Origin of the sequence: Streptomyces sp. NPDC006193, from assembly GCF_040613915.1 — a bacterium.
In the GTDB taxonomy this organism is placed as follows: domain Bacteria; phylum Actinomycetota; class Actinomycetes; order Streptomycetales; family Streptomycetaceae; genus Streptomyces.
Window position 1 is genome coordinate 65,969 of record NZ_JBEXTB010000032.1, and the last position, 14,351, is coordinate 80,319.

Annotated in this window: 15 protein-coding genes; 4 read left to right on the top strand and 11 right to left on the bottom strand. The window is 76.2% G+C overall.

Annotated features, from left to right (window positions below):
* Positions 1-2 precede the first annotated feature (2 nt).
* The 3 genes from ABZ261_RS24680 to ABZ261_RS24690 all read right to left on the bottom strand — a co-directional run bounded on the left by ABZ261_RS24680 (position 3) and on the right by ABZ261_RS24690 (position 1,762).
* Positions 3-197 carry an antitoxin gene (locus ABZ261_RS24680; RefSeq protein ID WP_356862661.1) on the bottom strand — a complete coding sequence of 65 codons (195 nt, stop codon included), beginning with the start codon at positions 195-197 and terminating at the stop codon, positions 3-5.
* Positions 154-1,278, bottom strand: coding sequence for an LLM class flavin-dependent oxidoreductase (locus tag ABZ261_RS24685; RefSeq protein WP_356862663.1), 1,125 nt, complete (start codon positions 1,276-1,278; stop codon positions 154-156). The genes ABZ261_RS24680 and ABZ261_RS24685 overlap by 44 nt, the downstream gene beginning before the upstream one ends.
* Positions 1,279-1,360: 82 nt before the next feature.
* Complete coding sequence (locus ABZ261_RS24690) at positions 1,361-1,762, bottom strand: (2Fe-2S) ferredoxin domain-containing protein (protein WP_356862665.1); 402 nt, start codon at positions 1,760-1,762, stop codon at positions 1,361-1,363.
* Between the two features lie 359 nt (positions 1,763-2,121).
* Here ABZ261_RS24690 and ABZ261_RS24695 point away from each other — a divergent pair, with 359 nt between their 5' ends.
* Positions 2,122-2,613 (top strand): hypothetical protein, encoded by a 492-nt coding sequence (locus ABZ261_RS24695; protein ID WP_356862667.1) that lies wholly within the window; start codon positions 2,122-2,124, stop codon positions 2,611-2,613.
* A gap of 12 nt (positions 2,614-2,625) precedes the next feature.
* Here ABZ261_RS24695 and ABZ261_RS24700 read toward each other — a convergent pair whose 3' ends face one another.
* The 7 genes from ABZ261_RS24700 to ABZ261_RS24730 form a co-directional block, all read right to left on the bottom strand.
* Positions 2,626-2,841, bottom strand: coding sequence for a dodecin (locus tag ABZ261_RS24700; RefSeq protein ID WP_356862669.1), 216 nt, complete (start codon positions 2,839-2,841; stop codon positions 2,626-2,628).
* Positions 2,842-3,059: 218 nt separating this feature from the next.
* Entirely contained in the window at positions 3,060-4,019 is a 960-nt protein-coding gene (egtD, locus tag ABZ261_RS24705) for an L-histidine N(alpha)-methyltransferase (protein ID WP_356862671.1), read from the bottom strand.
* Positions 4,016-4,795, bottom strand: coding sequence for an ergothioneine biosynthesis protein EgtC (egtC, locus tag ABZ261_RS24710; protein ID WP_356862673.1), 780 nt, complete (start codon positions 4,793-4,795; stop codon positions 4,016-4,018). The genes egtD and egtC overlap by 4 nt, the downstream gene beginning before the upstream one ends.
* Positions 4,795-6,132: an ergothioneine biosynthesis protein EgtB gene (gene egtB, locus ABZ261_RS24715; RefSeq protein ID WP_356862675.1), complete on the bottom strand. Its 1,338-nt coding sequence runs from the start codon at positions 6,130-6,132 to the stop codon at positions 4,795-4,797. The genes egtC and egtB overlap by 1 nt, the downstream gene beginning before the upstream one ends.
* A complete protein-coding gene (egtA, locus tag ABZ261_RS24720) occupies positions 6,129-7,478 on the bottom strand; it encodes an ergothioneine biosynthesis glutamate--cysteine ligase EgtA (protein ID WP_356862677.1) in 1,350 nt (449 codons plus the stop codon). Before egtA ends, egtB begins: the two co-directional genes overlap by 4 nt.
* 449 nt (positions 7,479-7,927) lie before the next feature.
* On the bottom strand, positions 7,928-8,398 hold the full coding sequence (locus ABZ261_RS24725) for a type II toxin-antitoxin system PemK/MazF family toxin (protein WP_356862679.1): 471 nt from the start codon (positions 8,396-8,398) through the stop codon (positions 7,928-7,930).
* A gap of 80 nt (positions 8,399-8,478) precedes the next feature.
* Positions 8,479-8,925, bottom strand: coding sequence for a hypothetical protein (locus ABZ261_RS24730; RefSeq protein WP_356862681.1), 447 nt, complete (start codon positions 8,923-8,925; stop codon positions 8,479-8,481).
* Between the two features lie 366 nt (positions 8,926-9,291).
* Between ABZ261_RS24730 and ABZ261_RS24735 the strand changes: the two genes are divergently transcribed.
* The 3 genes from ABZ261_RS24735 to ABZ261_RS24745 all read left to right on the top strand — a co-directional run bounded on the left by ABZ261_RS24735 (position 9,292) and on the right by ABZ261_RS24745 (position 12,745).
* A complete protein-coding gene (locus ABZ261_RS24735; RefSeq protein ID WP_356862682.1) occupies positions 9,292-9,723 on the top strand; it encodes a hypothetical protein in 432 nt (143 codons plus the stop codon).
* Between the two features lie 329 nt (positions 9,724-10,052).
* Positions 10,053-10,481 carry a hypothetical protein gene (locus ABZ261_RS24740; RefSeq protein ID WP_356862684.1) on the top strand — a complete coding sequence of 143 codons (429 nt, stop codon included), beginning with the start codon at positions 10,053-10,055 and terminating at the stop codon, positions 10,479-10,481.
* A gap of 236 nt (positions 10,482-10,717) precedes the next feature.
* Complete coding sequence (locus ABZ261_RS24745) at positions 10,718-12,745, top strand: TerD family protein (RefSeq protein WP_356862692.1); 2,028 nt, start codon at positions 10,718-10,720, stop codon at positions 12,743-12,745.
* Between the two features lie 39 nt (positions 12,746-12,784).
* Here the strand turns inward: ABZ261_RS24745 and ABZ261_RS24750 are convergent, their stop codons facing one another.
* Complete coding sequence (locus ABZ261_RS24750) at positions 12,785-13,780, bottom strand: alpha/beta hydrolase (RefSeq protein ID WP_356862686.1); 996 nt, start codon at positions 13,778-13,780, stop codon at positions 12,785-12,787.
* Between the last annotated feature and the right edge of the window lie 571 nt (positions 13,781-14,351).

A 14,351-nucleotide genomic window follows, 5' to 3' on the forward strand; every position in this document is an offset into this window, starting at 1 on the left:
GCCTACGACTGCGGAGGGTTGCCCCGGTCCCGCGGGTTGCCGAACTCGTCCCTCAGCTTGTCCTGGCCGGTGTCGACCTGCGACCGGTACTTGTCCCCGGTGCGCTGGTCGGCATAGTCGCCGCCCCGGTCGATGCCCTTGTCGGCCATGCCCTCATGACCCTTGAGCATGCCCTTGATCTTGTCCATGAAGGACATGGCGAGCCTCCTCGTCGCTCGACGCTTCCCTCCCAGGGTCACCGGCGCGCGCCGGGTCCGCATCTCGAGCGCCTCCGCGGCCCGGCGCGAAGAGCGCGGCGAGCCGCCGATGGGAGTCGAGCAGGGCCTCACGGTCGTAGGTGCTGGTGGTGACCAGCACCTCCGCGGCGGCCGTCTCCTTCAGGACCGTCTCCAGCTCGTGGGCGACCCGGTCCGCGGTGCCGGCGATGTGCCCGGCGAGAGCGGACTCGTACAGGGCGCGCTCCTTGGCGGTCATCTCCCGCGCCTCGATCGCCTCGGCGGGGGCGAGCGGCGGGAAGGTGCCGTGCGTGCGCGCGTACGCCATCGCCCAGGCCTCCGGGACGAGCAGCCGGCGCGCCTCCTCCTCGGTGCCCGCGACCGCGACCGTGCCGGAGATCACGACGTGCGGCTCCGACGCCCAGCGGGACGGGCGGAACAGGGAGCGGTAGCGGTCGATGCCGCGCAGCGTCTTCTCCCGGTCGCGCAGGTCCCCGATGACCATGGGCAGGCCCGCGCGGGCCGCGATCCGGGCGCCCTCGCCCGTCGCCAGCACGAACGGCGGCACCGTCAGGCCCTCCGCCGGGCGGGCGTGCACCCCGGTGGGCGAGCCGCCCGTGAACCAGTCCAGCAGTTCCCCGAGCTGCCCCGCGAAGTCCTCGGCGTCCCCCTTGTCCCGGCCGAGGGCCCGGCGCACCCCGTCGGTGAAGCCGACGGAACGGCCGAGCCCCATGTCGATCCGGCCGGGGAACAACGACTCCAGCACGCCGAACTGCTCGGCCACCACCAGGGGCCGGTGGTTGGGCAGCATGACCCCGCCGGTGCCGACCCGGATCGTGCGGGTCGCCGCGGCGACCGCGGCGGCGAGCACGGTCGGCGCCGCGCCGGCGACCCCGGGCACGCCGTGGTGCTCGGACACCCAGAAGCGGTGGTAGCCGAGCGTCTCGGCCTCCCGGGCCAGCGCCACCGTGTCCCGCAGCGCCTCGCCGGGCGGGCGTCCCTCGCGGGTGCGGGAGCGGTCGAGGACGGAGAACCGGGTCCGGGCGATCACTGAACTGCTCACGCAGGGTTCAACGCCCCGGCGGCCCGGTGATTCCCGCCGCCGCGCGAAGCCCGCGCCGGTGACCGCCTGCCGCTCCGGTCCGTCACCGGCCGGACCCGGTCCGGGCGCCGCGCGGGGGCTGGATCCGCTGCAGCTCCAGGGCGAGCGGGGGTTCGGCCAGGCCCGGGCCGCCCGCCCGCGCCCACTGCGCGATCTCGGCCGTGGAGTCGTCGTCCAGGGCGAAGCCGAGCCACACCGGCCGGCCCCCGGCGCCCCGGCCGGCCGCCGAGGGCCGTACGACGATCACGTTGGCCTGGTCGCAGGGGCCGAGGCAGTCGCTGACCCGCACCTCGAAACCGCCCTCCGCCCCGGCAGCCCGCAGCCGCTCCAGCTGCCCGGCGTGGTCGGCGCCGGGATGCCTGCCGGGATCGCCGCAGCAGCACCCGCGGCAGACGACGAGCGTGCAGGGGCGGGCGGCGGCGCGGAAGACGGGGGAAGAAGGCATGGGAGAAGCATGACGCCACCGGCCGGCGCGAGCGGCACGCGGGGTCGGGCGCCGCGCTCCCGACCGGTGCGTCCGGCCCGCGGACCGCCACGCCGCGGGCGCGCGGGGCCGCGCCGGGGGGATGTCCCCGGGCGCCCGCCGCCGGCCGCGGCTCCTTCTCCTCGTGCTCCGGCGGTGTCCCCGCGGGTGTGGGGCTGCGCCGGCCCGGCCCGTGCTCCGGCGGGTCCAGGGGCCGCCGTCGGGGACCGGGGCCGGCCGGGCCCCGTCGTCCGGACCGCCCCGGCGTCGCCCGGGCCGGCGGTCGGGCGCCGCAGCCCGCGGCCGGTCCGATCCGGACGCGAGCGCCTAGGGTGGCCGGTGTGAAAGACAGCAGCAGGCGGCCGCTCGCCGTGTTCGACCTGGACAACACCCTCGCCGACACCGCCCACCGGCAGCACTTCCTGGAAGGCCGGCCGCGTGACTGGGACGCCTTCTTCGCCGCCGCGCCCGAGGACCCGCCGATCGCCGAGGGCGTGGCGCTCGTCCTGGACCGGGCCCGCGAGTGCGAGGTCGTCTATCTGACGGGGCGTCCCGAGCGGTGCCGGCGGGACACCCTGGAGTGGCTCGCGGCCCAGGGGCTGCCCGAGGGGCGCGTGTACATGCGCGGCGACGCCGACCGCAGGCCCGCCCGGTCCACCAAGCTGCAGATCCTGCGCCGGCTCGCCCGGGACCGGGAGATCCGGGTGCTGGTGGACGACGACGAGCTGGTGTGCCAGGACGCCGAGCGTGCCGGGTTCACCGTGGTACGGGCCCGCTGGGCCGCGAAGTCCGAGGCGCTGGAGAAGGCGCAGGAGCGGGGGGGCCGGACCTGAGGGCGGGGCGGCTCAGTCGCCGTCCTCGATGCGGAAGCCGACCTTCAGGCCCACTTGGTAGTGCTCGATCCGGCCGTCCTCGATCTGGCCGCGGATCTGGGTCACCTCGAACCAGTCCAGGTTGCGCAGGGTCCGGTCCGCGCGCGCGATGCCGTTGCGGATGGCCTGGTCGACGCCCTCGGGCGAGGTGCCGACGATCTCGGTGACGCGGTAGGTGTGGTTCGACATGCGGGTGCTCCTCTCGTGTCACGCCGTACTCCACCGTGCCGCATCACCGCCCGGCCCGCACGGCGTCACAGGCGTGTCGCCGCCGCCCCCGGCGACCGCATCGGCCGCGGAAGGAGCACACGCCCCGGGTGCCGAGGGCGGCCGGCCCCGCGGCGGGAGGCCCGCACGGCCTCCCGCCGGATCACCGGGGGGGAGCTCCGCCCCGGACGCCGGCCGGGTCAGCGCGCCACGCTGAGCGACAGCGCGAACCGGTCCTGCGCGTCCGTCCACCAGTGGGTCAGGTCCAGTCCCGCGGCGGACAGTTCGGCGGCGACCGTCTCCTTGCGGAACTTCGCGGACACCTCGGTGCGCAGGTCCTCGCCGGCCGCGAAGTCCACGGCGAGGCCCAGCGCGGGCACCTTCACGGTCTGGGCGGTACGGGAGCGCAGCCGCATCTCGATCCACTCCCGCTCGGCGTCCCACAGGGCCACGTGGTCGAAGGCCTCCGGATCGAAGTCGGCGCCCAGTTCCCGGTCGAGGACGGTCAGCACGTTCTTGTTGAACGCGGCCGTCACCCCGGCCGCGTCGTCGTAGGCGCGGACCAGCACCCCCGCGTCCTTGACCAGGTCCGTGCCGAGCAGCAGCCCGTCGCCCGGGTCGAGCAGGGCGCGCACGGAGGCCAGGAACCCGGCGCGCTCGGCGGGCAGCAGGTTGCCGATGGTGCCGCCGAGGAAGGCCACCAGCCGGGGCCCGGGCGTCGCGGGCAGGGCGAGCGCCGCGGTGAAGTCGGCGATCAGCGCGTGGACGTCGAGGTCCGGGCGGTCCGCGACGAGGGCCTGTCCGGCCCGGGTGAGGGCGCTCTCGCTGACGTCGACCGGGACGTACGCGGCAAGGGGGAGCGCGCGGAGCAGGTAGCGGGTCTTCTCCGAGGATCCGGAGCCCAGTTCGATCAGCGTGCGGGCGCCGCTCGCGGCGGCGATCTCGCCGGACCGCGCGGCGAGGATCTCCCGCTCGGCGCGTGTGGGGTAGTACTCGGGCAGTTCGGTGATCCGCTCGAACAGCTCGCTGCCGCGGGCGTCGTAGAACCACTTGGGCGGCAGCCACTTGTGCGTCGCGGTGAGACCGCGCAGGACGTCGGCGCGCAGCGCGGCGTCCGTGGCGTCCTCGGGGAGGGTGCGGGTGACGTGCAGGGGACTCAACGGCAGGGCTCCTTCTCGGTTGCGGACGCCGGATCCTCGAGCGGGGCGAGCAGGACGCCGGCGCGGCTCGCGGTGAGCACGGTGCGGTCGGGGACCTCCTGCCACAGCGGGTCGTCGTCGTACGGCTCGGAGGCGACGACCGTGCTGCGGCCGGGTTCCGTCCGGTACCAGAGGGTGTCGCCCCAGGCGGTCGCGGCGATCGTGGCGCCGTCCGTCAGCAGCAGGTTGAGACGGGAGGCGGGGGCCGCCCGGGCGAACCGGCGAACCGTTTCGCCCAGGGCCCGGTCCGGTTCGTCGCCCGACGCCAGCCGGTGCAGCACCAGCGCCCAGACGAACGCCGAGTCGTTGCGGGCCTGCAGGGAGAGCAGGTCGACCGGGGGCAGCTCGGACACCAGGGCCGCCGCCGAGGCCGGCCAGCCCGCGACCGCGCCGTTGTGGCTGAACAGCCACCGCCCGGCCGCGAACGGCGCCGCCGCGGCCTCGGCGTCCGCGCCCGCGAGGGTCGCGTCCCGGACGGCGGCGAGCACGGCGCCGGAGCGCACCACCCGGGCCAGATCGGCGAAGGACAGGTCCGCCCAGACCGGCCCGGCCCGCCGGTAGCGGGCCGGGAGCGGATCGTCGGGCGCGTACCAGCCCACGCCGAAGCCGTCGGCGTTGACGGTCCCGTACCGCTGCCGCCGCGGCGCCCACGACTGGCGGACCAGGCTGTGCGGGGGCTCCACGAGGACCCGGCCCAGCGGCTCCTCCGGTCCCAGATAGGCGAGGTGACGGCACATCAGCCGCGCTCCGAGCGTGCGGTGCGGAACCCGGCGAAGATCTGCCGCCGGATCGGGTAGTCCCAGTTGCGGAACGTGCCCCGGCAGGCCACCGGGTCCACCGCGAACGAACCGCCGCGCAGCACCTTGTGGCCGGAGCCGAAGAACACTTCCGAGTACTCCCGGTACGGGAAGGCCCGGAAGCCGGGGTAGGGCAGGAAGTCGCTCGCCGTCCACTCCCAGACGTCACCGATCAACTGCCGCACCCCGAGCGGGGACGCACCGGCCGGATAGCTGCCCGCGGGAGCGGGCCGCAGGTGCCGCTGCCCGAGGTTGGCGTGCTCCGGTCCCGGGTCGGCGTCGCCCCACGGGTAGCGCGTCGAACGGCCCGTGGCCGGGTCGAAGCGGGCCGCCTTCTCCCACTCCGCCTCGGTGGGCAGCCGCCGCCCCGCCCACCGGGCGTAGGCGTCGGCCTCGTACCAGCACACGTGCAGCACCGGCTCGTCCGGCGGGACCGCCTCCGTGATCCCGAACCGGCGCCGCAGCCACCGGCCGCCGTCCCGCCGCCAGAACAGCGGGGCCGAGAGGGAGTGCCGCCTGATGTGCGCCCAGCCCTCCGGCGCCCACCAGCGCTCGGTGTCGTAGCCGCCGTCCTCGATGAACGCCTGGTACGCCGCGTTCGTCACCGGAGTGGTGTCGATCCAGAAGGGCGCGACCTCCCGCCGGTGCGCCGGGCGTTCGTTGTCCAGCGCCCATGGCTCGCCGACGGCGCCCATCGTGAACGGACCGCCGGGGACGAGGACTTCGGAGGGTCCGGTGAACAGCGGGGCCGGGTCCGGGTCCACCGCGGTCAGGGCGGGCGGCCCCGTCCGCAGCTGATGGGTGATCAGCATCGTCTCGTCGTGCTGCTGTTCGTGCTGGGCGATCATGCCGAACGCGAACCCGGCCTCGGTCAGCCGGGTGCCGTGGAAGTCCGCCGCCTCCAGCACGTCCAGGGCCCGCCCGCGCACCTCGGCCGCGTACCGCCGGGCCTCCTCGGGCGGCAGCAGCGGCAGCGAGGGACGCTCCGCGCGCGGGTGCTCGAAGGCGTCGTACAGGCCGTCGATCTCCGGCCGCATCGCCTCCCGGCCGCCGACCGCCCGCAGCAGCCACAGCTCCTCCTGGTTGCCGATGTGCGCGAGGTCCCACACCAGCGGGGACATCAGCGGCGAGTGCTGGGCGGTCAGGTCCGGTTCGTCGACGCACGTGGTGAGCAGCGTGGTGCGGTCGCGGGCGGCGGTCAGGGAGGCCAGCGCGCGCTCGCGCAGCGCCTCGGTGTCCGTCCCGGCGGTCGTGGCGCCGGTCTCCGGAGCGGTCATGGGTGCATGTCCTTCCTCCCGTGGGCGGTGCGGGCGCCCCCGGCCCGGGCGGGCCGCAGCCGGGCCGGGTCCGCGGCGTGCGGCCGGTCCAGCAGGTCGTCGGCCGGGCAGCGGCCCCGGGCCACATGGCGGTCCCGGTAGGCGGCCACGGCGTCGGTCACCCGGGGGGTGGCGCCGAGCCGGGGCAGCGCCTCCAGGGCGGCGGCGAAACAGGCGGCGGCGGCCTCGCGCAGCTGCGGATCGGCGAGGCCCCGCCGGGCCGCGTCGGCCCACAGCGGGTTGTGCGGCGCGGGCAGGCCCAGCGCCCGGCCGGCCAGCGGTCCGACCGCCCGGTACGCGGCCTCGGCGGCCCGCGGGTCGTCGAACAGCGCCGCCGTCACCGCCAGCGGCACGATCCAGCCGTCCTCGCCGGGCTGCGCGTCGATCATCCGCAGCTCCAGGTGGCCACGCGGCCGCACGGGCGGGAACAGGGTGGTCAGGTGGTAGTCGAGGTCCGCCCGGGTGGGCGGCCGGGGCGACCCGGAGCGGGTCCACTCCCGGAAGGTGAGCCCGTCGGGCACCTCCCAGGGCCCGCCGTCCCGGCGGACGCACATCACCGGCGAGTCCAGCACGTGCCGGGCCCAGACGGCCCGCGGGTCCCCGTCCAGCGGGGGAGCGCCGGCGCGGCCGGCGCCGATCTGCATCCACAGCAGCTGCCGGGTGGACCGCCAGCCGGTGGGCCGGCGGTCCATCAGCGGCGAGTTGGCGAACGCGGCCACCAGCACGGCGCCCAGGTGGTGCGCCAGCCACCAGCGCCGGGTGTGTCCCAGCGGGCCGTCCTCCTCGTGCCCGGCGTCCAGGCAGACCTGGACGGAGGCCGAGGTGCACATCATGCGGCGGCCGGCGGGGCCGGTGCGGTCCAGGCAGGCCTCCATGGCGTCGTAGCGCGGCTCGTGGAGGAACCTGCGGGGGGCGTGCCACGGGTCGTGGCCGAGGCCGGCGAGGCCGAGACCGTCCTCGGCGAGCACGGCCCGGACGGCGTCCAGGTCGGCGGAGACGGTGTCGACGCACTCCATCAGGGAGGCGGCGGGCGGGGAACTGAGTTCGAGCTGGCCGCCGGGTTCGACGGTGAGCGCCGATCCCAGGGGCACGGCCCGCAGGGCGGCGTAGGCCGCTTCGAGCCGTTCGGGTGCGACGGGGAGCTGTGGCAGCTCCAGCGGGTGGACGAGCCACTCCAGCTCGACACCGAGCGTCCGCGGCGGTCCGGTCTTGAAGCAGATGCCCCGGACCAGGGCCTCCACCTCGGCTTCGGTGACGGCGGTGCGGTGCTCCGTACAATCGCCGCCTTCGCTTATGGATCGGGACATGTCGGGATCCTCCTGAGATTCCACCATGTCGCCGGGTCGGCCTTGCGGGGGCCGGACCGGCACTTCGTCCCACCCAAAACCCTCGGGCCGATTCGCACAAGAGTGCCGCCCCGAGGTTCCGGATGTGTCACCTCCGCTTCCTTGTGCGTTCCCGGACCGTTCCGTGGGCGGGAAATGCGTTGCACGGCATGACCAGCATCGCCCAGGATGCCTGCGCGAGCACGACGGGGGAGACCGCCCGGGCCGCGGCCGTGGCGCCCACGGGGGTGGCGCCGTGACCGCACGCCGGGGCGCCGGTCACGAAAGAGCCGCGGCCGCCGAGTCCGCCGGTGACGGCAGCCGCCGGCCGGGGCCCCTCGGCCGCGCCGGCGTCCCGGCCGCCGTCCCCGTCGCGGGCGTGGTCCGGCGCACGACGCGGGAGCCGGCCGCCGTACCGGGGGACGGGCCGGTCAGGTCCAGCCGTAGCGCTCGCACAGCCGCCGGCGGACCAGGTCGAAGCGCATCCGGTCCAGTGCGCACGCCTCCCGGCGCATGCCCCGCTCGTGCAGCCGCAGCACACGGCCCACGTCCACCCACGACGGGCGGCCCGACCGGTCCCACGGCCCGCTGCCGATCGCCACCCGCTCCCGGGCCCGTGCGTCCCCGCCGGCCCGCCCGGCCTCGTCGTGCCGCTTGCTGGTGAGCCGGACGGCGAGCAGCGTGCCCGCCGCCTCCCGGGCCACGACCAGCACCGGGCGGTCCTTGCCCCGGCCGTCGTTCTCCTCGAACGGCACCCACGTCCACACGATCTCCCCCGGATCCGGGTCGCCGTCGTGCGCCGGGGAGTACTCGGTGCGCACCCGGCCGACCTCGCGCGGGTCGGCCTCGACGGTGGCGTGGGGGCCGTGGCGGCCGGGCGTGTTCTCTGGGTACGGGTTCACGTTGGCACCCTAGCCGGGGTGATCCCGACGACAGGGCCCGGCCGTCCGCTCCCCGGCGGTGAACGCCGTCGGCCGGCGCCTCACCCGGGCTGGGCGCCGGCCTGCGGGGCGGGTGCGGCGCCGGGGCCGTGGCCGATGCGCATGCCGGGGCGCCTGCCGTGCACGGTCAGGTACGTCAGCCCGTCCTCCCCGGCGCGGATGCTGCGGGCGGCGCCGTGCGGCAGCCACACCAGGGCTCCCCGGGAGAGCGGCTCGGGCTCCTCCGACGGGCCCTTGCCGAGCACGCCGTCGCCGGCGACGACCAGGAACAGCACGTCCAGTTGGGTCTCGGTGTGGACCGTGACCCGCCCGCCCGGCGCCAGCCGGACCACGTTGGCGTCGAGCTGGCGTCCGCTCTCGGCCAGCTTCCACAGCACCCCGGCCGGTACCGGCGGGGCCTCGGCCAGGGCCCGGGTGTCGCACAGGACGCGCGGGTGCGCCGCCGGGCCGCCGGAGTCCCCGGTGTCCCTCGCGGACGGCGACGTCATGGTGATCCCTTCGGCTCTGCTGATGCCCGCCCCATGGCTGCGCCCACGGCGGCCTGCGCCCACCCTACAATTCCTCCACACAGCACTCGTGAGAAATCGGCGGGAGCGGGGAAGGGGCGTCGGACGTGACCACGCGGCAGAGCCCACGCCGCCGGGAGGTGCTCGACGCGCTGCGCTCCGCGGCCTCGCCGCTCGGTGTCGCGGAGGCGGCCGAGCGGATGCGTCAGCACCCCGACACCGTGCGGTTCCACCTGGACGCCCTCGCGGCCGACGGCCTGGCCGAACGCCGGAGGGAGGCGCCCTCGGGACGCGGCCGGCCCCGCACCCTCTGCATCGCGCGCCCCGGCATGGACCGCGGCGGCCCGCGTGACTACCGGCTCCTCGTCCGCATGCTGCTCGGCCGGTGGGGCCGCCGCCGACCCCGCCGAGGCGCGGGCGGAGGCGACGGAGGCCGGCCGGGCCCGGGGCCGCGTCCTGGTGGAACCGCTGCGGGGCGACGAGCCGCCGACCCCCGAGCGCTCCGTGGCCCGGCTGCTCGCCCTGCTGGACGGCCTCGGTTTCGCGCCGCGGTCCGAACGGGGCGGCGGAACCGGCACGCCGGACCGGCGGATCCGGCTGCGGCACTGCCCCTTCCCGGAACTTGCCGAGGAGTACGGCGGGTTGGTGTGCCCACTGCATCTGGAGCTGATGCAGGGCGCGTGGGACCGGCTGGGCGCGCCGCTGACGGCCGGCCGGCTGGAACCGTTCGCCGAACCGGAGTCGTGCCTGGCCCACTCGACCGGGACACCGGCCGCGTGAACGGGCCGCCCTCCACCGCGGCGGCCGCTCCGGCCCTGGCCCGCCGGTGCGGGCCGGCCGCCGTACCGGCTGCCGGCTCCGGTTCCCGAGGTCGGCTCGGGGGCCGCCGCCGGTGCGTACGCGCGTCGCCCGCACCGGCAGTGCGTTCCGGTGTCGTCGATGCCGCGGACACGAGCGGGGGCCGTGCGCCCCATCCCCTGCCCGCCGTCCGTCCGCCGGACCGGGCCGGTCCCGGTGCCGTCCGCCGGCCGGCATGTCCCGGCGCCGCCGAGCGCCGGCCCGGCCGCCCGGCGCGAACCCGTCTTTCCGGCGGAGAAAGGCTCACACCGATGAACGTCACGTCCGCCGCCGCCGCGAGCGCGGTCACCTTCGTGTGGCTCGGGATGGTGCTGGCGATCTCCTTCCTGGAGGCCCCGCTGAAGTTCCGCGCTCCGGGGGTGACGATCCCCCTCGGACTGGGCATCGGCCGGCTGGTGTTCCGCGCGCTGAACGCCGTCGAGACCGTCTGGGCGGTCGTCGTGGTGGCCGCGGTCGCCGCCGGCGGCGCCCCCGCCGCCGTCATGGCGCTGACCGCGTCCGCGGCGGCGCTGCTCCTCGTGCAGCTGGCCGTCGTCCGGCCCCGCCTCAACCGCCGGTCCGACCGGGTCCTCGCGGGGGAGGAACTGCCCCGTTCGCGCAGCCACCTGTGGTACGTGGCCCTCGAGGTCCTGAAAGCCGGCACCCTGGTGGCCCTGGGCGTCCGCCTGCTCGCGGTGTGAGGTCCGGCGTCCCGCCGCCGCCCCTGCCGGCGCACCGTTCCGGACGCCGTGCCCGCCGCACGGTGGCACCGTTGCCGCGGACGTACGTTTTCGGACTTCCGTTTCGGGCCCGTGGCGGGGATGCCTGCGGGTTACAGTCTTCCCTGTGGGGTACGTCACAGCAGCCGCCCAGGGCTCGTGACGGCTCACGCGTATGCGCAACTCGCAGCGATCCGGGGGGATTGAACGTGCGTGAGATGGTCAAGGGCTCGAACGAGACACTGTCGGCCCTCAGCGACAACACCGGTTCGGTGATCGTCAGCCTCCGCTGGGCCAGTCCCAGCGGCGAGGGCGACGCGGATGTGTCGGTCCTGCTGCTGGGCCCGGACGGCAAGGTGCGCAGCGACGCCGACTTCTACTTCTACAACAACCCGGTCGCCGCCGACGGAAGCGTGCAGCTGCTCGGCAAGGTGTCCGCGGAGCAGGGCGAGGAGGACCGGATCGGCTTCGACCTGACGGCGGTGCCGGACGGCGTCGACCGGATGGTGGTGGCCGCCAGCCGGTACGGCGGCGCCCGCTTCGGCGAACTGGAGGAGCTGACGGTCACCTTGTCCGACGCGACCGGTGAGCGGCTGCTCAGGTTCGCGGTCGACGATGCCGCGTCGATGAGCGCGGTCGTCTTCGGCGAACTGTACCGCCGCGCGGGGGAGTGGAAGTTCCGTGCCGTCGGGCAGGGGTACGCCGACGGTCTGGCCGGTCTGGCGACGGACTTCGGGGTGGACATCGACGACGACGCGGCGGCGGAGCCGTTGCTGGACGACGGGACGGCCGGCGAGGATTCCCCGGCCGTCGAGGCGGCGCCCGCGCGGCCGGACGGGGAGACGGCGGCCGCCGTGCCCCCGCCGCGCCGGTCCGGGGAAGCGGCCCGGCCCTCCGGGGCGACGGCGCGGCCCCGCACGGCCAAACGGAAGATCACCGTGCCCAGGGCGGCGAAGAAGTCCCTCGCCGAGAACGAGTCCTGGCGGGCGGCGAGGCTGTTCCCCGTCTCGGCGCTCAAGAGCGACCGCGACCGGGAGGTCCGCGCCACCTCGGTGCTGCTGTCGGTGATGGCGCAGGTGCCGGAGTTCGGCAGGAGGCTCATGGCGGCGTTCGGAGCGCCGGCGGGCCGCATGGAGACGTTCGTCGAGGTGTCCCTGCCGCACGGGGACACCCCGCGGCGCCCGGACGGTGTCGTCCGCGTGGAGCGCGCCGGCAAGCTGTGGACCGCCCTCGTCGAGACGAAGACCAACGGCAACGCGCTCAAGAGCGAGCAGGTGCAGGCGTACATGGACATCGCCGCGCGCCGCGGCTACGAAGCCGTGATCACCCTGTCCAACGACGTGGCCCTGGAAGGCAGTCCCCTCGTCGACGTCAGGACGGACGGCCGGCGCAAGCACAAGGTGACCCTGTGGCACCTGTCCTGGGCGGAGGTCGCGCACCAGGCGCAACTGCTGATCCGGCACGAGGGCGTCGGCAACGCCGCGCACGCCTGGCTGCTGCAGGAGCTGCTGTACTACCTGCAGCACGACAACTCCGGCTGCCACGGCTTCCAGAACATGGGTCCCGCCTGGGTGCCCGTGCGCAACGGCATCGAGGACGAGACCCTGTGCCAGGGGGACCGCCGGGCGCTCGACGTCGTGGAGAGCTGGGAGCGGCTCGTCCGCCAGGTGTGCCTCGGCCTCGGGGGCGAGCTCGGCCGCAAGGTGCTCCCGGTGCAGCGCGGCAAGCGCGGCAAGGACCCCCGGGTCAGGCGGCAGGCGGAGGCCGACCGGCTCTGCCGGGAGGGCCGGCTGCAGGCCGAGCTCCGCATCGACGGTGCGCCCTGGGTGCTGTCGGTGGGAGCGGACCTGCGCACCGGCCGGCTCCGGGTCTCCACGGACGTCCCCGCGCCGGCCCAGGGCTACCCCCTGACCTGGGTGAAGAAGCTGATCCGGCAGTTGGCGGACGCGCCCGCCGATCTGCACGTGGAGACGCTGCTCGACGGCGAGGCCGGTGGCCCGCGGGGCACGCTGGAGCGGCTGCGCCCCGAGCCGGGAGACCTCCTGCCCAGGACCGACGGCGCCCGGATCACCGGCTTCCGCCTCACCTTGCTCAAGAGCATGGGCAGCGGCCGCGGCAGTGCCGAGACCGGCTTCATCCGCAGCGTCGACGACGCCGTGCACCGCTTCCACGACACGGTGGTGGTGCACCTCGACCGCACCCCGGCGCGGCGGGCGGCCGACAGGGAGCCGGTGGCGTCCGGCTGAGGCGCCGCCCCCGCCCGTGGGCCGGGGGCGGCCGCCGGTTCACTCCGACAGCAGCCGTCGCAGCCACTCCACCCGTGCCGCCCGGGCCGCGCGGGACAGGGCCGCGTCGGGGGCGAGGGCGTCGAAGCCGTGGCAGCCGCCCGGCCACACATGGAGTTCGGCCGCGCCGCCGGCCTGCCAGATGCGGGAGGCGTAGGCGACCACCTCGTCGCGGAAGGTCTCCGCGGAGCCCACGTCCAGGTACGCCGGGGGGAGGCCGGAGAGGTCGGCGGCACGGGCCGGGGCGGCGTACGGGGAGACGTCGGGGCCGCCGCGGCGCTCGCCGAGCAGCGCCGTCCAGGCCGTCTCGTTGGCGGTGCGGTCCCACACGCCCCGGCCGGCCATCTGGCGGCTGGAGACGGTGTCGTCGCGGTCGTCCAGCATCGGGGCCATCAGCACCTGGCCGAGCGGGCGGGGGCCCTGCCGGTCCCGCGCGAGCAGGGCGAGCGCCGCGGTGAGGCCGCCGCCCGCGCTGGCGCCCGCGATCACGATCCGGTCCGGGTCGCCGCCGATCTCCTTCGCGTGCCCCGCCGTCCACAGCAGCCCGGCGTACACGTCCTCGACCGGCGCCGGGTGCGGGTGCTCGGGCGCCAGCCGGTACTCCACGGACACGACCACCGCGTCCAGTTCCCGCGCCCAGCCCAGGACTTCGGTCACCCCGGCCCGGTTGGTGCCGGCCATCAGACCGCCGCCGTGCACGTGGTAGATCACCGGCAGGGCGGCCGTGGCGGCGGCGGACGCGGGGCGGCACAGCAGCAGGGGGACGTCGGGGGCGCCGTCGGGGCCGGGCGCCGAGCGGTCCTCCGTCCCGAACGCGCCGTCCAGGGTGGGGTCGACCAGTTCGGCGGCCGCACTCCGCCGGGCGGCGTCGAGGTCGTCCAGTGTGAACCCCGGTGTGACCACCCCCCGGAACCGCTCGAGCACAGCGGCGACTTCGGGATCGAACGGCGGCGCATTCGAGGGCGGCGGATCCGAGGGCGGCGGATCCAACGGCATGGCGTCTCCTCCCGTGACCCGTCCCGTGACGGCCGGCCGGGACGTCGGAGGCCGGCGCGGCGGTCGTGCGCGACGGGTGCGACCGGACTCCGGGGCGTGCCGGAACCCGAGGGTGCGTACTGGTCGGCACCCGACTACCCCGCCTTGGCGGCGAGAGGCCCCCGGCCGCTCCTTTCCGTCCGCCGCGGGGCGGCACCGCCGGCGCCGGGCCGTCGGCCGACGGGGGAACGGGCACGGCGGTGACGGTGCCCGGTCCTCCCGGGGGGCTCCGCGGGCGCAGTGGACGGAGGGCACGGCGGCACCGTCGGCGTCATCGGGCGGATCGACGACCCCGCAGGGGCCTGCCCGCGCCGAGGGCGGCCTTGCCCGGGCGACCGCCCATTCGTGCGGCCTCCGCCCGGCGCGGCCGCCCGTCCGGCATGCGCGTGTTCCCGCCCCGTCCGGCCCTCGGCCGTTCCCGCCCCGTCCGGCATGCACGGGGCTCCCTGGGCGTCGGCGACCGCCAGGGCTCCCTGCGAGGTCCCTAACCGGGCGTGACCGCCAGGGCTCCCTGGACCCGCGTCTTCTTCGT